The sequence below is a fragment of the Azospirillum fermentarium genome, assembly GCF_025961205.1.
Classification (GTDB): Bacteria; Pseudomonadota; Alphaproteobacteria; order Azospirillales; family Azospirillaceae; genus Azospirillum; species Azospirillum fermentarium.
Map to the genome: position 1 here is coordinate 420,986 of NZ_JAOQNH010000001.1, position 13,676 is coordinate 434,661.

Annotated in this window: 11 protein-coding genes; 8 read left to right on the top strand and 3 right to left on the bottom strand. The window is 69.0% G+C overall.

The window, feature by feature from the left end:
- Positions 1–37: 37 nt before the first annotated feature.
- Both M2352_RS02065 and M2352_RS02070 read left to right on the top strand, forming a co-directional pair.
- Entirely contained in the window at positions 38–622 is a 585-nt protein-coding gene (locus M2352_RS02065) for a Spy/CpxP family protein refolding chaperone (protein ID WP_264662854.1), read from the top strand.
- Positions 623–856: 234 nt separating this feature from the next.
- Entirely contained in the window at positions 857–1,909 is a 1,053-nt protein-coding gene (locus M2352_RS02070) for a Fic/DOC family N-terminal domain-containing protein (RefSeq protein ID WP_264665287.1), read from the top strand.
- 48 nt (positions 1,910–1,957) lie between these two features.
- On the opposite strand, the gene M2352_RS02075 is transcribed toward M2352_RS02070, so the two are convergent.
- Entirely contained in the window at positions 1,958–2,977 is a 1,020-nt protein-coding gene (locus M2352_RS02075) for an NAD(P)/FAD-dependent oxidoreductase (protein ID WP_264662855.1), read from the bottom strand.
- Positions 2,978–3,191: 214 nt separating this feature from the next.
- Between M2352_RS02075 and M2352_RS02080 the strand changes: the two genes are divergently transcribed.
- The 6 genes from M2352_RS02080 (at position 3,192) to M2352_RS02105 (ending at position 11,630) form a co-directional block, all read left to right on the top strand.
- Entirely contained in the window at positions 3,192–3,593 is a 402-nt protein-coding gene (locus M2352_RS02080) for a hypothetical protein (protein WP_264662856.1), read from the top strand.
- Positions 3,594–3,656: 63 nt separating this feature from the next.
- Positions 3,657–4,142, top strand: coding sequence for a tRNA (adenosine(37)-N6)-threonylcarbamoyltransferase complex ATPase subunit type 1 TsaE (gene tsaE / locus M2352_RS02085; protein ID WP_264662857.1), 486 nt, complete (start codon positions 3,657–3,659; stop codon positions 4,140–4,142).
- Positions 4,139–5,158: an aminoglycoside phosphotransferase family protein gene (locus tag M2352_RS02090; RefSeq protein WP_264662858.1), complete on the top strand. Its 1,020-nt coding sequence runs from the start codon at positions 4,139–4,141 to the stop codon at positions 5,156–5,158. Before tsaE ends, M2352_RS02090 begins: the two co-directional genes overlap by 4 nt.
- A complete protein-coding gene (locus tag M2352_RS02095; RefSeq protein ID WP_264662859.1) occupies positions 5,159–5,926 on the top strand; it encodes a nucleotidyltransferase family protein in 768 nt (255 codons plus the stop codon). It begins immediately after the preceding gene.
- 94 nt (positions 5,927–6,020) lie between these two features.
- Positions 6,021–9,047 carry a double-strand break repair protein AddB gene (gene addB, locus M2352_RS02100; RefSeq protein ID WP_264662860.1) on the top strand — a complete coding sequence of 1,009 codons (3,027 nt, stop codon included), beginning with the start codon at positions 6,021–6,023 and terminating at the stop codon, positions 9,045–9,047.
- A 222-nt stretch (positions 9,048–9,269) separates the two neighbouring features.
- Complete coding sequence (locus M2352_RS02105) at positions 9,270–11,630, top strand: methyl-accepting chemotaxis protein (RefSeq protein ID WP_264662861.1); 2,361 nt, start codon at positions 9,270–9,272, stop codon at positions 11,628–11,630.
- A 75-nt stretch (positions 11,631–11,705) separates the two neighbouring features.
- Here the strand turns inward: M2352_RS02105 and M2352_RS02110 are convergent, their stop codons facing one another.
- Both M2352_RS02110 and M2352_RS02115 read right to left on the bottom strand, forming a co-directional pair.
- Positions 11,706–12,197: a hypothetical protein gene (locus M2352_RS02110; protein WP_264662862.1), complete on the bottom strand. Its 492-nt coding sequence runs from the start codon at positions 12,195–12,197 to the stop codon at positions 11,706–11,708.
- Positions 12,178–13,503 carry a hypothetical protein gene (locus M2352_RS02115; protein ID WP_264662863.1) on the bottom strand — a complete coding sequence of 442 codons (1,326 nt, stop codon included), beginning with the start codon at positions 13,501–13,503 and terminating at the stop codon, positions 12,178–12,180. The genes M2352_RS02110 and M2352_RS02115 overlap by 20 nt, the downstream gene beginning before the upstream one ends.
- Positions 13,504–13,676: the final 173 nt, after the last annotated feature.

The following is a 13,676-nucleotide window of genomic DNA, read 5'->3' on the forward strand; positions in this document are numbered from 1 at the left end:
GAACACACGGGAACAGTCTTCCTTGAGGAGTATGGACATGAAACGCGCTTTCTTCGCCTCCGCCGCCGTGGCGCTCGGTCTGGCCGTTGCCATCCCCGCCGTGGCGCAGCAGGCCGGAACCCCGGCGCCGAAAGCCGGCCCCCAGGCCCATTTCGCCCGCATGTGCGAGGATCACGAGGCGTTCCTGGCCGGCAAGCTGGCCTTTGCCGAGAAGAAGCTGAAGATCACCGACGCGCAGAAGGCCGCCTGGACCAAGTTCGCCGACGCCGCCCGCGCGTCGCAGGCGCCGATGGCCAAGTTCTGCACCGACTACAAGGACAAGCCGGCCCCCGCCGCCCTGCCCGACCGTCTGGACCGCATCCAGGCCATGGCGACCGTGCATCAGCAGACGCTGGCCCAGATCGTCCCGGCGGCCAAGGAACTCTATGCCCAGCTCACGCCCGACCAGCAGAAGACCGCCGACCGGCTGCTGCCGGGCCGCGGAATGGGGCACGAGGGCATGATGGGCGGCCATCGCGGCGGCCCGGACGGCGGCCCCGGCCATCACGGCGGCCCCGGCCCGATGAAGGGTCCGAACCCGCCGGCCCCGCCCGCGGCCCCCGCCCCCGGTCAGCCGGGCTGACGCCCTGCCGCCGACGCCCCGGCCGGGCACGGCCCCCGCCATTCCCCCCGGCCCCCTCTTGGGCCGGGGGGAATGGCGTTTGGGGAGGACGCATTGGCGGCACCGCCGACATGTTCGCGACACGGGGATTTCTCGAACACGTCGGGAGGATATGTTAAGAAAACAGCTTATTTCGAACATATCCGGTCGCACATGTTAAAGCCGTCCTACACCCTTCCCCCGCTCCCGCCGCCGATGGAATTAGAGACGAAGGCCGTGTTGCGGACAGCGGCAGAAGCACACCGCTATTTGGCGGAGGTCAAGGGATTGGCCGCCGCCATTCCGAACCAGGGAATCCTGATCGACACCCTGTCCCTTCAGGAAGCGAAGGCAAGTTCGGAGATCGAAAACATCGTCACGACCCAGGACGAACTGTTTCAGGCGGATCTTTTCCCCGAAGGGCCACGCTCAGCGGCGGCAAAAGAAGTCGCACTCTACCGCGATGCCTTGAAGCTGGGCTTCAACGCGATGCATGATTCCGACGGGCTGATCACGAACAATACCCTGATCGCCATGTTCCAGACGCTGAAGCGGACGACGGGTGAATTCCGCACCACCCCCGGAACCGCGCTGAAGAACGACCGGACGGGTGAGATCGTTTACGTCCCGCCCCAAGACGGTCGGGACATCATCGCCCACATGACGGCGCTGGAACGTTTCATCAATGACGACAGCCTGTCGGACCTGGACCCGCTGGTCAAAATGGCGGTGATTCATCACCAATTCGAAAGCATTCATCCCTTCCCGGACGGTAACGGACGGTTGGGGCGTATCTTGAACGTGCTTTATCTGACCCGAGTCGGATTGCTGGATATCCCTGTTCTCTATCTCAGCCGCGCCATCACGGGCAGCAAGGGCGAATACTACCGCCTGCTCCAGGCTGTGCGCGACGACGGTGCATGGGAAGCGTGGGTGCTCTATATGCTGCGCGCCGTCGCCTCAACGTCCCGCACGACACTGGAGTTGATCGACGGTGTGCGCGGCCAAATGGCGGACTACAAGCACCGCATCCGCCGAGACATGCCGAAGCTCTATTCCCAGGATCTGCTGAACAACCTGTTCCGCCATCCCTATACACGGATCGATTTTCTGCAAAACGATCTGGATATCACCCGCCAGACCGCCGCCCGCTATCTGGATCAGTTGGCGGATGCCGGATTCGTCAAGAAGCATCAGGCCGGGCGGAACAATTACTACATCAACACCAGCCTGATTGCCCTGTTCATGCGGGTTTCGGACGGCATGTGACGCCCCTGTCACCGGAAAAGCCAGGGGCGCACTGCGTCCAAAGGGCCGTTACGCCCCCGGAACGCCCTTGCTGGTGGAATATTCGAAGTGCAGCGCCTCGCCCGGATGGACCAGGGCGTGGACGGCGTGGGCGGCCTGGGCCGCTTCGGCGAAGCCGCACAGGATCAGCTTCAGCTTGCCCGGATAATGGGCGATGTCGCCGATGGCGAAGACACCGGGCGCGCTGGTGGCGCCCGTACGGGGATCGACCGTGATGTGGGCCTTGTCCAGGTTCAGGCCCCACTCGGCGATCGGCCCCAGATTCATCGACAGCCCGAAGAAGGCCAGCAGCGCATCGGCGGGCAGCGCCTTTTCCACCCCGTCCAGGGTGGCGACGCGCACGGCGGTCAACTGCCCCTCAGCACCGTCCAGGCCGGAGAGCTGGTAGGGCACCACCATCTCCACCTTGCCCTCGCGCACCAGCGCGTCCATGCGGGCCACGCTTTCCGGGGCGGCGCGGAACTTGGGCCGGCGGTGGACCACCGAGACCTTTTCCGCCACGTCGGCCAGCGACAGGGTCCAGTCAACGGCGGAATCGCCGCCGCCGGCGATCACCACCCGCTTGCCGGCGAAATCCTGGCGGCGGCGCACCATGTAGTGCACCGATTTCCCCTCGAACGCTTCCAGCCCGTCCAGCGGCGGGCGGTTGGGACCGAAGGCGCCGCAGCCGGCGGCGATGATGACGGCCTTCGACTCGATCACCGTGCCGGTGCTGGTTTCCAGCCGCCAGCCACCGTCCGCCGTGGGGGCCAGGGTCTGCACTTGCTGGCCCAGATGATAGGTGGGGGAGAAGGGGGCGGCCTGTTCCGCCAGCCGGTCGATCAGGTCGGCGGCCAGGATCGACGGGTGGCCGGGGATGTCGTAGATCGGCTTTTCCGGGTAGAGGGCCGAGCACTGCCCGCCCACCATGTCGAGCGCGTCCACCACATGGCAGGACATTTTCAGCATCCCGCACTCGAAAACGGCGAACAGCCCCACGGGGCCGGCGCCGATAATGGCGACATCGGTGCGGTGAACGGTGGCGGACATGGGAAAACCCCTCGGCACAGGCCATGGCAAAAGGTTGCGGTGCCGTTTCTATGTCCCCTTTGGCGCCCGCGTTCAACCACACTGGCCTTGTGGTCTTTACGGATGCACGGATTTTTCAACGTGTGGCGTTGTTGAGCTTGACCTGTTGCTTATTCAATCCAGAATAAAGTTTCCTCCCCCGCTCCCCCTGGCCCCACAAGGCGGAAAGGCACCGATGAAGGAATTGCGCTGCCTTGTCTTCAAGGATCAGGAGGTGATGAAGGCCGTCACCGAACGGCGGCGGCGGCGGGGCGACCCGATGCCGGCCGAGAGCGTCACCGCGGTCAGCTACCTGACCGGCGACGGCGGGGTTCTGACCTGCCTGCACCTGGACGGCGGTGAAACCCTGGTGCTGCCGGCCGACGAGGTGCTGGGCGCCCTGGTGTCCCATTGCAAGAACCGGCATGTGCCCCTGCCCGCCGACTCGGACAAATCCCTCTATGTCATCCGCGGCACGCTGGCGTTGATGATCACCATCAATTTCAACAAGCCGGTGCGGATGATCCCCATCGACGCTCACGCCGCCGGGTCCACGGTCCCGCCGGCACCCCAGCCGCGGCGGCGGATGGTGGCCTGACGCCCGTTTTTTGCACGCATTCCGTCTTGCGGGCGGCGGGCGGCTTCCGCACAATCCGCGGCCATGGCCGACCCTGCATTCACCCGCACCCTGACCCTGCCCGACGAGGCCGCCACCACGGCGTTGGCCCGTGCCATTGCCCCGTGTCTGCGCGCGGGTGACGCGATGGCGCTGCGCGGCGACCTTGGCGCCGGAAAGACCGCCTTCGCCCGCGCGCTCATCCGCGCCCTGTGCGGAGAGGAGACCGAGGTGCCGTCGCCCACCTTCACCCTGGTGCAGATGTACGACGCCCCGGATTTCAGCCTGTGGCACTTCGACCTCTACCGCCTGTCCGGCCCGGACGAGGTGTACGAGGTGGGATGGGACGAAGCGCGCGAGGGGGTGGCGCTGGTGGAATGGCCCGAACGCCTGGGCCCGCTGCTGCCCGCCGGGCGGCTGGACCTGACGCTGACCATCACCGGCCCCGGTGCCGCGGGGGAGGAGGCGCGCCGCGCCACCCTGTCCGGCCCCGCGCGGTGGGCCGAACGGCTGGCCGGGGCGCTGCCGTGACCCACACCCGCGCTGACACCATCCGGGAATTCCTGACCGCCCACGGGCTGGCCGGGGCCACGCGCACCCCGCTGGCCGGCGACGCCTCCGTCCGGCGGTACGAGCGGCTGGCCCTGCCCGGCGGCACCACCCGCATCCTGGCCGACACGCCGGACCCGGCGGCGGATCTGGTGCCCTTCATCGCCATCGGGCGGGTGCTGGACCGGCTGGGGCTGTCGGTGCCGCAGGTGCTGGCCGCCGACACCGCCGCCGGGCTGGCGGTGCAGGAGGATTTCGGCGATGCCACCTTTACCCTGTGCCTGGACCGCGGCGACGCTCCGGCCCCGCTCTACGCGCTGGCCACCGATGCGCTGATCCGGCTGCACGCCGGCTTCACCGATGCCGACGCCGCCGGGCTGGACCTGCCCCGTTACGGCGCCGGGCTGTTCGTGGACCAGGTGATGCTGTTCGCCGATGTGTGGATGCCGCTGGTCCGCGGCCATGCGCTCTCGGACCGGGAGCGCAACGATTGTGCCGCCGCCTGGATGGCGGCGGTGGAGCCGGTGTGCGCCGGGCCGCGGTCGCTGCTGCTGCGCGACTATCACATGGGCAACCTGATGCGGCTGCCGCGCGACGGCGTGCGGGCCGCCGGACTGATCGACTTCCAGGGGGCGGGGCTGGGGCCGGTGGCCTATGACCTGATGTCGCTGCTGGAGGATGCGCGGCGCGACGTGCCGGATGATCTTGCGTCGGCGATGAAGGCGCGCTACCTCGACGCTTTCCCGGCGCTGGACCGGGCGGCGTTCCATCGGGCCTTCGCGGTGCTGGGGGCCGTGCGCCACGCGCGCGTCATCGGGATCTTCGCCCGGCTGGCGGTGCGCGAGGGGCGGCGCGGCTATCTGGTGCACATGCCGCGGCTGTGGCGGCTGCTGGAACGCGCGCTGGCCCATCCCGATCTTGCACCCGTGGCCGGGTGGTTCGGCCGGCATCTGCCGCCGCCGGCCCGCGCCGCGTTCGTTATCCCGGAGACGGATTGAATGACCGTGACTGCTGCGCCCGTTCCCCCCACCGCCACCCCGCCGCGCCGGGCCATGGTTCTGGCCGCCGGCCTGGGCCTGCGGATGCGGCCGCTGACGCTGAACACGCCCAAGCCGCTGATCCCGGTGATGGGCCGCACGCTGCTGGACCGCGCGCTCGACCATCTGGAGCGTGCGGCGGTGGACACGGCGGTGGTCAACACCCATTACAAGGCCGAAATGATCGCCGCCCATCTGGCGGGCCGCACCACGCCCCCGGCCATCGTCCTGTCGCCGGAGGAAACGGCGCTGGAAACCGGCGGGGGGGTGAAGAACGCCCTGCCCCATCTGGGCGCCGATCCGTTCCTGGTGGTGAACGCCGACATCCTGTGGCTGGACGGGCCGCAGCCGGCCATCCAGCGGCTGGCCGCGCATTGGAACCCGGAGACGATGGATGCGCTGCTGCTGCTGATGAGCACCACGCGCGCCGTCGGCTATGAGGGGGTGGGCGATTTCCAGATGGACCCCGAGGGCACGCTGTCCCGGCGGGAGGAATCGCGCGTCGCCCCCTTCGTCTATGCCGGCGTGCAGATCGTGAAGCCGGAGTTGTTTGCGGAGTCGCCGGACGGGGCGTTCTCCATGAACGTGCTGTGGGACCGCGCGATTGCCGCGGGCCGTCTGCGCGGCATCGCCCACGACGGGCTGTGGTACCATGTGGGCACGCCGTCCGCGCTTCAGGAAACCGAAGAGTTGCTGGCCATGGACGGGCTGAAGCCCTTCTGGCCCTGATCTCGCGCCCTTGATGGTCCCCCATCAGGGGCTGTTGCCTCAATCGCCGGCGGGGCCGCAGCCGCGGGCCTTGGATTTTGCGGGGGGAAAGCCCATGACGGAACGTGGTCAGGCCACGGTCTACACCATTCCCCCCTGCGCCCCCTTCGTGGACCGGCTGGCCGAAGGGATCATGGAACGGGTGGGGCGCGACCCGCTGGATCTGGCGGCGGTGACGGTGCTGCTGCCCACCCGCCGCGCCTGCCGCTCGCTGCGCGACGCCTTTCTGCGCCGCGGCCATGGGCAGCCCATGCTGCTGCCGCGCATGCTCCCCCTGGGGGATCTCGACCCCGACGCCCTGTCCATCGAGGTGGAGGAGGTGCCGGGCATGCCCGGCGCGCTCGACGTGCCCGAGGCCATCACGCCGCTGCGCCGCCAGCTTGTCCTGGCGCAACTGGTGCTGCGGGCCGAGGGCATGGCCGCCACCACCGCCCAGGCCATGCGGCTGGGCGCCGACCTTGGCCGTCTGCTGGATCAGGTGGCCACCGAACGGGCCAGCTTCGACCGGCTGGAACAGCTTGTGCCGGAGGATTACGCCGAGCACTGGCAGGTCACGCTGAAGTTCCTGCGCATCATCACCGCCGTCTGGCCCACGCTGCTGGACGAGTGGCAGCAACTGGACCCCGCCGCCCGCCGCAACGCGCTGATGGAGGCGCAGGCGGCGCTGTGGGCCGCCTCGCCGCCGCCGGGCATCGTGATCGCCGCCGGCTCCACCGGCTCGATCCCCGCCGCCGCCGACCTGCTGGCGGTCATCGCCCGCATGCCGCAGGGGATGGTGGTCCTGCCCGGCCTGGACCAGAGCGCCGACGACGCCACCTGGGACGCGGTGCTGCACGACGAGGCCCACCCCCAGCACGAGCTGTGCTGCCTTCTGCGCCGCATGGGGGTGGAGCGGTGGCAGGTGCGCCTGTGGGATCCCGCCGACGCCGGGGCCGAGCGCATGGCCCGGTCCCATCTGGTGGCGGAGGCCATGCGCCCCGCGGCCACGACCGAAGCGTGGCGAAACCTTGATGGTTTCGATGGCGAAACGCTGAAGGGCCTGACCCGCGCCGACGCCGCCGGCCCGGAGGAGGAGGCCGCGGTCATCGCCCTGATGATGCGCGGGGCGCTGGAGACGCCGGGCCGCACCGCAGCCTTGATCACCCCCGACCGCAATCTGGCCCGCCGGGTGGCGTCGGTGCTGCAGCGCTGGCGCATCGCGGTGGACGATTCCTCGGGCCGTCCGCTGGGCAATTCAGCGGTGGGCACCTATCTGCGGCTGGCGGCGGAGGTGGGAGCGACCCGCGTCCACCCGCTGGACCTGCTGGCGCTGGCCAAGCACCCCATGGCGGCGGGCGGATGGCTGCCCTTCGACTTCCGCGCGGCGGCCCGCGCTCTGGAACGCATCGTGCTGCGCGGCCCCCGGCCCGGCCCCGGCTTTGCCGGCCTGCGCGCCGCGCTGGAGGCCGCCGACCCGAAAGATTTCGACCACCCGGACCAGCGCGCCCACCTGGGCACATGGATCGACGCGGTGGAGGGGCTGGCCGCCCCCTTCCTCGATCTGCTGGACCGCGGCACGGTGCCGCTGCGCGACCTGATCGAAACCCACGCGCGCTTTGCCGAAAACCTTGCCGCATCCGATACCGAACCGGGACCGGAACGGTTGTGGAAACGCGAGGACGGGGAGGCGGCGGCCCGTTTCCTCAACGACCTGCGCCAGGCGGCGGCGGATTTCCCCGCGGTGCCGGTCAAGGATTACCCGGCCCTGTTCGAAGCGCTGATGGCCGGGTGCGTGGTGCGCCCGCTGTTCGGCCTGCATCCCCGGCTGGCGATCCTGGGACCGATGGAAGCGCGGCTGCAGCACTTCGACCTGACCATCCTGGGGGGCCTGAACGAAAAGAGCTGGCCCCCGGATGCCGAGGCCGACCCGTGGATGTCGCGCCCCATGCGCAAGGATTTCGGCCTGCCGAGTCCCGAACGCATGATCGGCCTGTCGGCCCACGACTTCGCCCAATGCCTGGGCGCGCCGGAGGTGGTGCTGACCCGCTCCCAGCGGGTGGAGGGCACGCCGACCGTGCCGTCGCGCTGGCTGCTGCGGCTGGAAACGGTGCTGAAGGCGCTCAATCTGGAAAAGCGGCTGGAGGCCAAGGGCGAACAATGGCTGGCCTGGGCACGGTCCATGGACGAGCCGGACCGGGTGCAGCCCATCCGCCCCCCCGAACCGCGCCCGCCGGTCCAGGCGCGGCCCCGCCGCCTGTCGGTCACGCGGATCGAAACGTGGATGCGCGACCCCTATGCCATCTACGCCCAGTATGTGTTGCGGCTGAAGAAGCTGGACCCCATCGCCGCCGACCCCGGCGCCGCCGACAAGGGGCAGTTCATCCACAAGGCGCTGGAGCGTTTCATCCGCGACAACCCCGGCACCCTGCCCGGCAACGCCCTGCCCCAGCTTCTGGACGCGGGGCGGGAGGCGTTCGGGCCGCTGCTGCACAGCCATCCCGACGTCTGGGCCTTCTGGTGGCCGCGGTTCGAGCGGCTGGCGGCGTGGGTGGTGGACCGCGAACGGGACCGCCGCCGCACGGTCAAGCCGCTGGCGGTGGAGGTGTCGGGCCGGCTGGTGCTGTCCGGCCCCGCCGGGCCGTTCGAACTGACCGCCAAGGCCGACCGCATCGACCGCGACAACAGCGCGGCCAATCGTTCCGAGGGCGGCGGCGGGGGCTTGGTCATCATCGACTACAAGACCGGCCTGCCCCCGTCGGCGTCCGACGTGGCGCTGGGGTTCGCGCCGCAATTGCCGCTGGAGGCCGCCATCGCGCGGGCCGGCGGGTTCGCGGGCATTCCGGCGGCGGATGTGGCGTCCCTGCTGTTCTGGCGCCTGTCGGGCGGCGACCCGCCGGGCAGCGAGGTGCCGGTGAAGGGGGACATCGGCGATCTCGCCGATCAGGCGCTGGCCGGGCTGGAAAGCCTGATCTGCACCTTCGACGACCCGGCCACCCCCTACCGCTCCGTGCCGCGCCCATCGCTGGCGCCGCGCTACACCGACTATGCCCATCTGGCGCGCGTGCAGGAATGGTCCGCCGGGGGTGAGGGCGCGGGCGAATAGTTAACAAGGCGGAACGATTACATCCCCCTCTCCCCCGGATCGTTTCCGCCATCGACCCACCACAAAATTAGAACGGTCTTCTCTTTTCTTGCATGGAAATTGGAACGTTGTTCTGAAATTCTGCTTCACTGATTTCTGTCGCCTAAAAAAGAACAGCCTGCGCCGGCCCCGGCGGGGACCGCCCCCCGCTTGGCCCGCGCTGCGGGCAGGGAGGAAGAGGCCATGACCATTCGCGCCCGGATTTTCGGGGGGTTTGCGGCTGTGCTGGTGCTGGCGCTGCTGATCGCCCTGATCGGGTGGTACGCGCTGGGGCAGTTCGCCCAGCGGGTGAACGTCGCCCTGCTGGCCCAGGGTGTCGCCGGAGAATTCCAGGATCTGCTGCTGGCCAGCAACCGTTTCGTCCAGCGCGGCGCCCCCGCCGGGGACGACAGCGCGGCGCAGGCGGTGGCGCGCACCCGCGCGTCGCTGGACACGCTGCGGCAGACCGCCGGGGCGGACTCAGGCGCCGTCGCCCGGCTGGGGGATTCGTTGCAGACCCTCAACGACGCCCTTGCGGCCTATGTGGAGCAGGAACGGCTGAAGCAGTCCCTGACCGGCGACCGCCGGACCATGATCACCAAGCTGCGGGAAATCGCCGACGCCACCATCCGCCGGCAGGACGAACAGTTGACCGAGGCCAAGGCCGCGCTGGGCACCGTCGCCACCGCCCGCAAGGCGCTGGAGAACACCCAGGAGGTCATCGCCATCCTGGAGCGGACGGATCTGGAGATGCAGGCCGCCCAATCCCTGCTGACCGCCACCGGGGCCGCCGCCGAACGCACCGCGCTGGAGGACAAGGTGGGGCTGGCGTCGCAAATCGCCGCCGTGCTGACCGCCCAGCCCCTGCCCGGCACCGATCCCGCGGCCCTGCCCGCCGCGCTCTCGGCCTATGAGGCGGCGCTGAAGGGGACCGCGGGTGCCCCGCCCCTGCCCGACGCGCTGGCGACGGTGCACGAGGCGGTGAATGGCCTGTCGCAGGCGCTCCAGCACGCCCGCGTCAACGCCCGCCAGGATTTCGACGACGCCCAGCGCCGGCTGGGTCAGGCCAACGAGCTGAAGCAGGCGGCCCTGACCACCCTGGCGCTGGCCAATCAGGCCGACGCCGGGGAAGCGGCGCTGGCCGGTGCCGCCACCCCCGCCACCATCACCATGCTGGAGGCCACCGCCGCCCGTCTGGGCGAAGCGGCGGAAACCCTGCTCTATTGGGCCGACGAGCCCGAGGCCCGCACGGCGCTCAAGGACATGCGCCAGCGCAGCCGCGGCTACGCCGACAATCTGGGCCGCTTCATGCAGGCCAAGCAGGCCCAGGACGCCCTGTCCCGCACGCTGGAAGACAGCGTGGCGTCGGCGCTGTCCACCGTGCGCGCCGTGCGCGACCGCGAGGTGATCCAGACCCATCAGGACCATGACCGGGCGACCCAGCAGCTTCTGGCCGGGGTGCTGATCGTGCTGATGATCGGCGCCAGCCTGTCGGTGCTGATCGGGCGGGGCATCACCCTGCCGCTGGCCCACATCGTGTTCGTCATGCGCCGTCTGGCCGAGGGGCACACCGACACCGCCATCCCCGGCCGCGACCGTTCCGACGAACTGCGCGACGTGGCGCTGGCGGTGGAGGTGTTCCGCAACAACGCGCTGGACAACGCCCGCCTGAACAGCGAACGCGACGAGGTGAAGCGCCGGGCCGAGGCCGAGCGGCGCGACACCATGCTGCGGCTGGCCGATTCCTTCGACCAGACGGTCAACGGCGTGGTGGACGTGATCGGCAAGGCCGCCGGCGCCCTGAACGAATCCGCCGGGCGGCTGACGGCGAACGCCGAGGGCACGACGCGGGAAACCGCCGGGGTGGCGGCGGCGATCCGCCAGACCTCCGACAACATCCGCACCGTGGCCGACGCGGCGCAGGAGCTGGCCTCCTCGGTCAACGCCATCGCCGGCCAGGTGGCGGAATCCTCCCGCATCACCCAGGCGGCGGTGACCGAGGCCCAGCACATCGACGCCAACATGAAGAGTCTGGCCGCCGCCGCCGCCCAGATCGGCGGGGTGGTGCAGTTGATCCAGGCCATCGCCTCGCAGACCAACCTGCTGGCGCTGAACGCCACCATCGAGGCGGCCCGCGCGGGCGAGGCCGGCAAGGGCTTCGCCGTGGTGGCGTCGGAAGTGAAGAACCTCGCCAACCAGACCGCCAGCGCCACCGACGAGATCGCGGCCCAGGTGGCGGCGATTCAGCGGGAAACCCAGGAATCGGTGGAGGCCATCCAGGGCATCAGCGCCACGGTGGCCAAGGTGTCGCGCATGACCGAGACCATCGCCACCGCCATGGAGCAGCAGTTCACCGCCACCTCCGCCATTTCCCGCAACGTGCTGGAAGCGGCCCAGGCGGCGGAGGAGGTGTCGCAAAGCACCCTGACCGTCACCCGCATCGCCGAGGAAACCGGCCAGTCAGCGACGCACATGCTGCGGTCCACCACCGACGTGAACGACAAGGCCGCCGCCCTGCGCCACGCCGTGGACGATTTCGTCCACAACATCCGGGCCATGGGGTAAATCCGCGGCCTCCCGCCGGGGCCGTGGCTCCGGTGGGAGGCCGCGTCATGCCGGCCTCACCCCTGATCCCGCCCCTCAATCACACTGCATGTTGCCGGCCTTGGTCATGGTGTGATGGTGGGCGAAGGCATCGCTCATGCCGCAGCCACCCCATTTTTCACCCGACCCGCAGATCCTCTTCTTCTGGCCGATGTTGTGGTCCTGCCCTTTGGTGCACACGATTTCGGTGTAGTCCCGCTCGGCACGGACCACGTTGAAGCACACGTCGCCCGAGCGGCACGGCCCGCCGCCCCCGACGCTGGCGCGCCGGTTGGCCTCCTCCTGGGCGGCGTAGGCACTGGCCCGCGCCCGCCGCTGGGCGTCTTCGGAAATGAAATCCGACTGCAGCCGGCTGGACGCACCATAGGCGTTGCTGTCGGTGGAGGTGACGGGGCCCTGGCTCTGGACCTTCCCCGCCTCCCGCAGCACCTTGTCGAAATCCAGCGCCAGAGACGGCGCCGCCGGCACCAGCAGGATCACCAGGGCCGCCGCCCGGATGCGGGCGCTCTTAATCCACGAGCTTGACATTGGTCACCTCGAACGTCACTTGCGGGTCGCCGATCAGGGTCACTTCGGTGGTGCCGCCGGCCGAACCGCGCTCCTTGAAGTTCAGGATCACGTCGTTCACCCCGACCCTCTTCACCGCGCGGTAATCGGGGCCGGAGATCCGCACCACCTCTTCCGCCGAAACGGTGTTGGTCTTGGTCTCGTCCACGTTCCCCAACCAGAAGCTCTGCCGGTACATATGCTGGCGCAGGCTGACCGTCGCCTTGACCGTCACATCATAGACGCCATAGGCGAAGACGCCGATGCTTTTGTCGGCGGACACCTCCAGCTCCGACGAGAAGTTGCCACGGCCCGAACTGACGGTATCGACGAAGATGAAGCCGTTGCCGCGCACGGCCGTCACGGCGGAGGTGGTGGGCTGGGTGGCGCGCAGCGCGAACAGCCGGTTGATGTTCCCCACCTTTCTCTCGATCAGCTTGAGGGCCATGTACTCGGTCTTGCGCTTGTCGCCGGAGGTGGTGGCCAGCGCCTCCGCCCGCTTGGCGTCGTCGATGTCCGACGACAGGTCGAAGGCCCGCGCGTAGCCGTCGAAGGAGTTGGCGCCACGCAGGATGGACAGCCCCCGTGCCCGGTTTTCCGGCGACAAGGGCAAGGCGGACATGGCGGCGTAGAGGAAATTCGGCGATTTTGCCCCTTCCCGCTCGATGTTGGCGCGGACGATGGCGTCCCGCTCGGCGGTGGACACGGTGCCCGGCGCGTAATACGTCATGAAGAACTTCGCGCCCGCGATGCTCTTTCCAGCCTCGTCCTTGTGGTATTCCCACTTCTTGGTGGCCAGGGCATCGACGGCCAGCTTCACCTGCTTCAGAACCTCGAAATCCTGCACCGGGTCGGACACCGCCCTGGTCAGGGATTTACGGGTGGACGACAGCTTGGGGTCGAAGCTGAGCACGTCGATCGCCAGGGTCAGCGGCGAAAGCGCGGTCCCCACCGCCCCGCCCCATGCGGCGCTGGCCGCATCCTTGGCCTTGCGGGTGGTCAGAATGCTCTGGTCGCGTGTGCCGTAATCGAACCAACGCCCCTGATCGCAGACCGACACGTTGTGGCCGTTCACGGTGGCGGCGGTGATGCGGATGCAATCGTAACTCTTGATCGCATTGGCATTGCCGGAAAAAAAGCCAACCGCATCGGCCTGTTTGTCCGTCGTCTTGATGATCTCGGTCGGGTTCCCCTTCTCATCCTTCTTATAGACGACGTACAGCTCGCTCTTGCCGTAAAGCTGGCCGATGTCTTTCAAGTCTTCCGGCTTGACGGTCAGAGGGGACAATTTCCGTTCCGCACACCCGGCAAGCAGAACGGCACACACCACCGGAACGGCAATCGCTTTCATCATGGAACCCCGAACGACGGAAGGGGGCGCCCCATGGCCTTCCGGTTTTCCCCGGACGGGAGGGGCGCCATCAGGGCACCCTAGGAAACCCAACGGAGGGGCAGCAATTG

Coding starts and splice junctions, on each gene's coding strand:
- M2352_RS02065 (WP_264662854.1), top strand. CDS start 38: ATGAAACGCGCTTTCTTCGCCTCCGCCGCCGTGGCGCTCGGTCTGGCC.
- M2352_RS02070 (WP_264665287.1), top strand. CDS start 857: ATGGAATTAGAGACGAAGGCCGTGTTGCGGACAGCGGCAGAAGCACAC.
- M2352_RS02075 (WP_264662855.1), bottom strand. CDS start 2,977: ATGTCCGCCACCGTTCACCGCACCGATGTCGCCATTATCGGCGCCGGC.
- M2352_RS02080 (WP_264662856.1), top strand. CDS start 3,192: ATGAAGGAATTGCGCTGCCTTGTCTTCAAGGATCAGGAGGTGATGAAG.
- tsaE (WP_264662857.1), top strand. CDS start 3,657: ATGGCCGACCCTGCATTCACCCGCACCCTGACCCTGCCCGACGAGGCC.
- M2352_RS02095 (WP_264662859.1), top strand. CDS start 5,159: ATGACCGTGACTGCTGCGCCCGTTCCCCCCACCGCCACCCCGCCGCGC.
- addB (WP_264662860.1), top strand. CDS start 6,021: ATGACGGAACGTGGTCAGGCCACGGTCTACACCATTCCCCCCTGCGCC.
- M2352_RS02105 (WP_264662861.1), top strand. CDS start 9,270: ATGACCATTCGCGCCCGGATTTTCGGGGGGTTTGCGGCTGTGCTGGTG.
- M2352_RS02110 (WP_264662862.1), bottom strand. CDS start 12,197: ATGTCAAGCTCGTGGATTAAGAGCGCCCGCATCCGGGCGGCGGCCCTG.